8 protein-coding genes are annotated in these 6,943 nt (G+C 36.0%); 2 read left to right on the plus strand and 6 right to left on the minus strand.

The window, feature by feature from the left end; translation table 11 throughout:
* Positions 1-572: 572 nt before the first annotated feature.
* The 6 genes from DB41_RS01130 to DB41_RS01160 form a co-directional block, all read right to left on the minus strand.
* Positions 573-845, minus strand: a complete 273-nt coding sequence (locus tag DB41_RS01130; protein ID WP_052243768.1) for an NUDIX domain-containing protein — start codon at positions 843-845, stop codon at positions 573-575.
* A 57-nt stretch (positions 846-902) separates the two neighbouring features.
* On the minus strand, positions 903-1,322 hold the full coding sequence (locus DB41_RS10490; RefSeq protein ID WP_052243769.1) for an NUDIX hydrolase: 420 nt from the start codon (positions 1,320-1,322) through the stop codon (positions 903-905).
* Positions 1,323-1,426: 104 nt separating this feature from the next.
* Entirely contained in the window at positions 1,427-1,696 is a 270-nt protein-coding gene (locus tag DB41_RS01140) for a calcium-binding protein (RefSeq protein ID WP_255350893.1), read from the minus strand.
* Between the two features lie 129 nt (positions 1,697-1,825).
* A complete protein-coding gene (locus tag DB41_RS01145; protein WP_039383439.1) occupies positions 1,826-2,350 on the minus strand; it encodes a DUF6155 family protein in 525 nt (174 codons plus the stop codon).
* 1,018 nt (positions 2,351-3,368) lie between these two features.
* Positions 3,369-3,629 carry a type II toxin-antitoxin system RelE/ParE family toxin gene (locus DB41_RS01155; RefSeq protein WP_039383442.1) on the minus strand — a complete coding sequence of 87 codons (261 nt, stop codon included), beginning with the start codon at positions 3,627-3,629 and terminating at the stop codon, positions 3,369-3,371.
* The gene (locus DB41_RS01160; RefSeq protein WP_039383444.1) at positions 3,626-3,871 is read right to left on the minus strand and encodes a hypothetical protein; all 246 of its coding nucleotides are present in this window, start codon (positions 3,869-3,871) and stop codon (positions 3,626-3,628) included. Before DB41_RS01160 ends, DB41_RS01155 begins: the two co-directional genes overlap by 4 nt.
* Positions 3,872-4,104: 233 nt before the next feature.
* Here DB41_RS01160 and DB41_RS01165 point away from each other — a divergent pair, with 233 nt between their 5' ends.
* Positions 4,105-4,674, plus strand: a complete 570-nt coding sequence (locus DB41_RS01165; protein WP_039383445.1) for a hypothetical protein — start codon at positions 4,105-4,107, stop codon at positions 4,672-4,674.
* Positions 4,675-5,121: 447 nt separating this feature from the next.
* Entirely contained in the window at positions 5,122-6,399 is a 1,278-nt protein-coding gene (locus DB41_RS01170) for a hypothetical protein (protein WP_052243770.1), read from the plus strand.
* Positions 6,400-6,943 lie beyond the last annotated feature (544 nt).

The following is a 6,943-nucleotide window of genomic DNA, read 5'->3' on the forward strand; positions in this document are numbered from 1 at the left end:
TGTATAAATAGCCGTAATGAACCTGGCCTGTTGTGCTTTTGGCCATTCTACAGGAATGAGATGAGGAGAGATTCTGGGATTAACATGGAATTGTATTAATTTTGATCGACAAGAGATCTACCTAAAAGAGACAAAGAATGGCAGACCTCGAATTATTTCTATAGTAGGAAAAGCTCTTGTACTTCTTCGATCCCATTATTCAAAAAGAAATGCCCTTACATCTTAGCACGAGGCAAGGATTCTATATTTAATCCTGAAAAGGGTTTAACGGCTTACTATTCGAATAGAAATACCTATTCAAGGTACTTTCATAGCGAAGCACCAATTAAGGATTACATCACCTTGCCGGGATTTTCTGTAAGCATGTACGTTCATATTAAGAATAATTTTGTCTCAATTTTTAGCGATTAATACCCTCTAAACAAATCGACACACTTATTGAAGTTCTTGCAATCAAGTGATTTTAGATCTCTGCGATTTTGTCTACTATAATTGAAGGAAATAATATGGCTTTGCTTCTTTCAAACCGATCAAATGGAATCCATTCTACCCAATAAGCACTTCCTCTCTCTTCATAAATCTGAAAACGATTTTTTTGTGTAGATTGTTTTATCTGAAAGCTTAATGAGAAAGGCAAAAATAATTTCGTGTCCTTTAATCCCATGATGTTCAAAAATGTTTTTGCAGACTATAGGTTCACCTGTAATGACGAGATTACATCCAAGCTCCTCATAAATTTCGCGCTTTAAAGCCTCTCCAGCACTTTCACTAAATTCAATACCACCTCCGATGGGGCACCATCCTTTTAAAACGCCATCATCATTAAGTACTTCGCAGACAAGCAATCGATTTTCGTGTTTTGCAAGGCCTATTACCTTGCCCCTAATCCTGTTATGAGACCTCTATTTTTCACTTGTTGGTAGATTAGAGATCGCATGAAGAGCAAATGGAGTTAATTCCTTTTGAAGGATGTCAGTGAGCCTAACCCAACGGTTTTCTTCTTGAGGCACTAAGCCTGGCTGTTTCTCCCAACCTAATATTTTATAAAGAAGGCCAACTTGATGGAATCCATATGAAACACCATTATTATCATAGTTACCAGTAGAGGTCGCTATACTTAAAAATTCTACCTTAGATATTGCTATAGAAGATTCTTCCAATAGCTCACGTTTAAGAGTTGCTTCTGGCGTTTCACCGAATTCAATGGCACCTCCAGGAAGTCCCCATAATCCCTCATAAGGTCCTGATTTCTTTTGAGTGAGGAGAATTTTGGAATCTTGAAATATAACTCCATAGGCTCCATGTCTAATGATTTGATTCATGTTATCTGATCTATCCTCTCCAACCAATGATTTGGATGATAAGCAATAGGAGTTGATTAAAAACAATATCTTTGAGAAATCCAATAAGGTCAATCATCTAACGCTCACTTGGTTTTATCATCCACATTAATACCTTTCAGCTGCTTCAATGGTACACCAAGTGTTTCTTTGTCTTTCCATTTCACTTGTACAAACTTATCGTATTCGCAGCTTTCTTCATCGTCCACGCCAACAATCTCAATAATTTCATCTATTTCCATCGGAAATGTACTGATTGATTGGATAAACTTAGCCTTAAAAGGTATAGTCATCGTATCTTGTAAATAGTAATACCTCGTTCCGACTCCTTGTAAGCATCTACGATAATTTCCAATTCAATGCGATCTTCAATTTTTTGATTAAATTCTTTAAATTTTTGTTTCCGTTTTTTTCTGATTTTTAATGAACCATTTCTACAGGCAACCTAGATTTTAGTGCACTGAAAGTGTGGTTATAAAAGGAATTTAACTGCTTTTTTCAAAAAAATCTTTATATAAACCTTCAATGGCGTCTCCAAATCCCCATCCCATATCTTGAGTTTGAACATGGATGTTTAAACAACGTTTTTGAAAATTTTCAAGGACTCCATACTCTTCCATGTCTTTCAGGGTCTTTTCAAACATACTTTCCATGCTATTATAGAATCGTTCGTCAATATCACCATAATCTAAGGTGCATTTAACCCCATATTCAACGTAAGTGAGCTGAAGATCAAGAATACTTAGATAATCAGCGCACACTTTTTTGAAATCGCTAATAGCTTTTCTTGCCACTGAATATTTAAGCTCAGGAAAACCCTTTTTAGGGCAAAACTGTTCTTCCAAAATTTTCTTGTATTTTTGCGCTATATCAGAGGGTGCATGAGGTTCTAAACGAGAATCATAGTATTCCCTTACAAAGTCAAAAGTTTTGTAAAGCGTCAAGATTTCATCTAGTAAGGAGTCTTGATCTTGTTTTTGCAGGTGTTCTTTTAATTTTTTTATTGTCATACATAAATCAGGTTTTGCTATTTAAAGAAAAAGACATTTTATCGAAAGAAAATTCCTGCGGCAACTACTTTTTTTTGCGATTTGCCAGATAATAAAATTTAATGGCACACTGGCGGCACAGTGCCATCTTATTTTCATCAATAAGTCTTAACACTTGGCATATGGCAATATCAATAAAAGAGTGGCTATCATCTTGGCATCAAAATTTGAGGCTATCTTGATTCAACAGTTTGCTACCGATCTCTGCTTTTACATTGCCACTGGAGGATCAACTCAGCCACTTGATTTTTATACTGATTATCTTATACGAAAAGCCTTACTTTTTCTGATTTGTCCTGATGTGGATGCTGCTGGGGCTAAATTTATTCGAAAGATCAAGGGCAACTATAAGCAATCGAAGCTTTGACCAGCCTCCTTAGGGAAAAGTCCAGGAGATGTCTTAAAAGACCACAAAATGGATTTATGCCAATGGATCTTGCAAGGTCTTTCCCGAAGCATTAAGGCCTCAACAGAAGATTGTGTCCCACACTTTTACATGCAAAAGCTGGGGAGGGCATCATTAGTGGATTTCGATCTTTGACATGACAAGCTGCATGCAATACACTTTAAGCCTATCCACGACGTCAGAAATAACCTTTTCTCTTAAACGATCGAGTTCAGCTTTGAATAATGGGTCTTTCAGCCATTTGAATAGGGTTGCAAGTCAAATACCTGCTTTCTGAGCAGCTTCCTTAACCGTGCGACAAGAGAGAAGATAAGTCGTAATCTTTTTTTAGCGAGCATTTAGTTCAGCGTTGCATTTCATAGCACATCACTCACATAATTAGAATAGTTTATTGTCATTTTAGCACAAGAAATCATCCATTTACAAGCGTTTGAGCATATATCTAGAATGGAATTATACAAAAAATTTCCAGCAGATCTCTCAAGAGAAAGCATCAACCGCCTACGGGCAAATACCCCCTTTAATCCTATACAACATATCAATTGGAGGCAAGCAGGCAGCTGTCTTTCAAAATTAGCGATACACTTCTCGTCTATGTCCAAGCTCAACAACCAAAATGATTAACACATCTTTCTTAATGGAGTAGACAACGCGATAATCACCGGAACGTATGCGATACAGAGGAGTTTTCTGGCCGTGCAATTTAATGCTTCCTGAAGGCATCGGATCATCTACTAATATATCGATTTTTTCCAGGATTCTTAAACGATCTTTCTTTGGAACTTTTTTGAGAAACTTCTCCGCACTTTCTGAGATTTCGACTTCGTATCTCACATTAAACGCTCTCTAGCCTTCTTCCATGAAGATGTTTTTTCCTCACCGGATTCAATTCTTTTTAGAGTTTGATGAGCTTTTTCAGCGAGCCACTCATCTTCGAGTTTTTCCATCTTCTCAAAGGTCGCAAGAAGCATGAATTGACGCATGGTTACCCCTAATTTAGCGCAAGCCATCTTCAAATAGGCATGCTCGTTGGGATCCATGTCCAAAGTTAAACGGGCTTTATGTGGATTAGCCATAAATCACCTCCTAAATTTATTGTACAGAAATACAGAAAACTGTGCAATTAATTAATTATTTATATTTGTTATTTATTATTAAATATGATGTATTTATGCTTTTATAAGATTGAGAAGGTTATATGAAAATTTACGGTAATGACTGATAATTTAGGATTTATGCTCAGGAAAGAGGCATCTGTGGAAATAATGATGTTTTAAAAGGAATTAAAAGTACTATTTATTGTTATGATATGTCATTTTTTGGAACTTCAAACTACTCGAAAGTTATTGAGCCTACCTTATACATTCACATTCCTAAAACTGCTTGGAATACATTTACAGGAAAATTAAGAGAGTATTACTTTCTTTGGCGCTGGAAAACTGCCTATTTAGATCAAGAAGATGGGGCTCAACCTCGTAAAATTTTAATATGTACTTCTGTTCGAGATAGCAAAATATCAGATCGTCTCAATAAATTGATTGGCAAATCATGGTGTATTACAAATTTAATCAACCGTGATAGCTATCATGAAATCTTTAGGAAAGAGTTTCTTAGCCTTTCAGGACAAAATGAACCAGGGGTTACTAAAACAACTCATACTCTAGGAGAGACTGTAGGAACTTATTTGAGAGGCGGTTCAGATCTATTCTGTTATATTTATCGCCAACGAAGCTTTTTTTCATTATGTAGATATCACTTGTTAAAAAATTTCTTAGATTATTGGAAAGAAATATCTATTCAGGTAGGACAAATATCAGAAAAAATCGTAATTAAGAAATTCGATGAAGCAGCTATTTCTCGTAGCGGATTAGAGGTATAATTTCCTCAAAGTTCTTACTTGTCCTATTCGTTAAATAAAACTTCACGGTTCACTAGCGGTTCACTGACATGTAGGTTTTCCCAGAAAAATCCCGCAAAATTCAATAGCTTTTTGGTCTTAAATCCTTTACATAGTGCTCCTAGCGGCTGATTGATATCGGATATGTCGGTATTCTCCCGCCCTTATCACCCGTTGGTCCCTGATTCAAGTCCAGGTTGCCCCGCTTTTTAATTCCGCTAAGCATGATAACATAGTTTGCTTAAAGTTAGGTGGAGAAAGATAATCTCTTAAGGGCTTTTCTTTAGAGATTAATATTACAGATTATATTGTTGTGATAATTTTTGCTAATAAGAGTAGATTTAATTTATTATTTATTGTACTATTAAACATTTAGTAAATTAAATTAAAACAAAAGAGTCTTTTATAGACCAAAATGGAAGGTAAAAAATGACCCCAACTTTTTTTGACTTTTTCAAGTCATTTTATTATTCGAACACTTATGTGCCCTCAGTAGATCTCAGTGAGCAAAGGTTATCAAGACATTTATTGGAAAATGAAGACAACAAAGCTGCAGCAACTGCGCAGCGATTAATATCTGACCCTGAGGTCCAGCAAATTCTTTCTAAACCACTAGTTTATGATCGTGAAAAAATTACAGAAAAAAATCAAATATTAACAAGGCATGGATTTAATCTGTTAAGCGATAAACCTTTCTTAGATGTTGATACTCTGCAAAGAATTCGATTTTATAGTGTTATTGAACATGATGAATTAGATGGATGGATAATCAAATCAGGAGCTAGCCGGGTTCCAAAAGATCAATTGAATATTGGGCCAATGAATGATAGAAACGAAATGGCTTTTTTCATCAATGAAGAAAGTATACTACGAATAGAAATGGGAAAGCGGATTCAAAAAGTCGCCAGAGAAGCAAACATTGATATAGTTCTTCCAAGGAAAAAATTGGTTGCCTATGCAAATTTGGACGGAGTAACAGAACTTAACAGGAAGTATTGTGTAGTTTGTGAAAAAATCAATATTTTAAGTGTTGAAGATACGGTTCAAGCTATCAAAGAGATGGATGCAGAACATCAAAGGGAAATAGCAAGGAAAATATCCACTATAGTACAAAAGGCTGGTTTTGTAGACGCCTCCTTTGACAATATTCGTTTAACTCCCGCGGGAAAACTTGCTTTTATTGACACTGAGCCAGCTGGTTTAATGGTCGCAAAGAAACCAGGTTTATGGAATAAGCTTTTTGGCCCCAAAGGTGCCAGTGTTGAAAAATGTGCAAGAATTGGTTTGTTCACCCTCATGCATCAAACATCAAAGGTAATTAGGGGTACACACACAAGTAGACTCGATGCTAGGAATTGTGAACCAGGTTTGGAGGTTTTCCGCACTGAAGTACAAACTCACTATGAAAAGGCGACTTCTCCAAAATTATCAAAATGGAAGATCGCATTAAGTGTTGTTAGCGTTGGACTTATTCCACTTATCAATGCAATTATAGCTTTAGTAAAAACAAAGTTAACTAAACGAACATTCGAAAAGTTACAAGCAATTGATACTCTCTTTATGAGACAGGTTTTTGCATTAACCTTAAAATCTCCAGCTGAACAAAAACGTTTAGGGAAAGAATACCAAGAAAAAAGAACGCCTATTGCAAAGCAATTCTATGCTTATACGGAAGGTGTTCCTTGTAAAGTTGCTTTGGCTGTCTAAAATTAAGCCCATTGTGCATGTATCATGATGGGCTTTTTGATTTTGATTGAGCCTTTCCTGGTTTCAGTTTATCGCCATACAGATACATGGACCCAACCTGCACCATTCGACTACAAAAGATAGCAAATTATGGCGAATGATTCACATAGATAAAAGTCCCTTACACTCCTATTTTGGTTGTTGTTAGCTACTGCTAATGATTGTGATTACTAAGGTTTGCATGGACTCATAACGTGCTGGTCCTTGGTTCAAGTCCAAGTTGTCTCATCCTTTTGGACACCTTTTATAGCCTACTAGGGTCGAAAATGACTCACACGTTTGTATAGACAGGTTTTTGCCGTCTAATTTTAAGTTCTTAAATACGAAATTCAAAAGTTGACGTTTTTCATCTACTTTAGAACGCTCAAAGATTTCCCTAGCACGAGCGGCCAAATTCATGACCATATCTGCCCTTTTTGCCAAGCTATTCATGACTCATCTAAAAGGCTATTTTTTGATATCTCTTAAACCTAACGAAGTAGTACTATTTAAATTCTGATACTGA

It is taken from the genome of Neochlamydia sp. TUME1 (assembly GCF_000813645.1).
GTDB lineage: Bacteria > Chlamydiota > Chlamydiia > Chlamydiales > Parachlamydiaceae > Neochlamydia.

Excerpts from the sequence above, each read along its gene's own strand:
- DB41_RS10490 (WP_052243769.1), bottom strand. The coding sequence starts at position 1,322 with ATGAATCAAATCATTAGACATGGAGCCTATGGAGTTATATTTCAAGAT.
- DB41_RS01145 (WP_039383439.1), bottom strand. The coding sequence starts at position 2,350 with ATGACAATAAAAAAATTAAAAGAACACCTGCAAAAACAAGATCAAGAC.
- DB41_RS01160 (WP_039383444.1), bottom strand. The coding sequence starts at position 3,871 with ATGGCTAATCCACATAAAGCCCGTTTAACTTTGGACATGGATCCCAAC.
- DB41_RS01165 (WP_039383445.1), top strand. The coding sequence starts at position 4,105 with ATGTCATTTTTTGGAACTTCAAACTACTCGAAAGTTATTGAGCCTACC.
- DB41_RS01170 (WP_052243770.1), top strand. The coding sequence starts at position 5,122 with ATGACCCCAACTTTTTTTGACTTTTTCAAGTCATTTTATTATTCGAAC.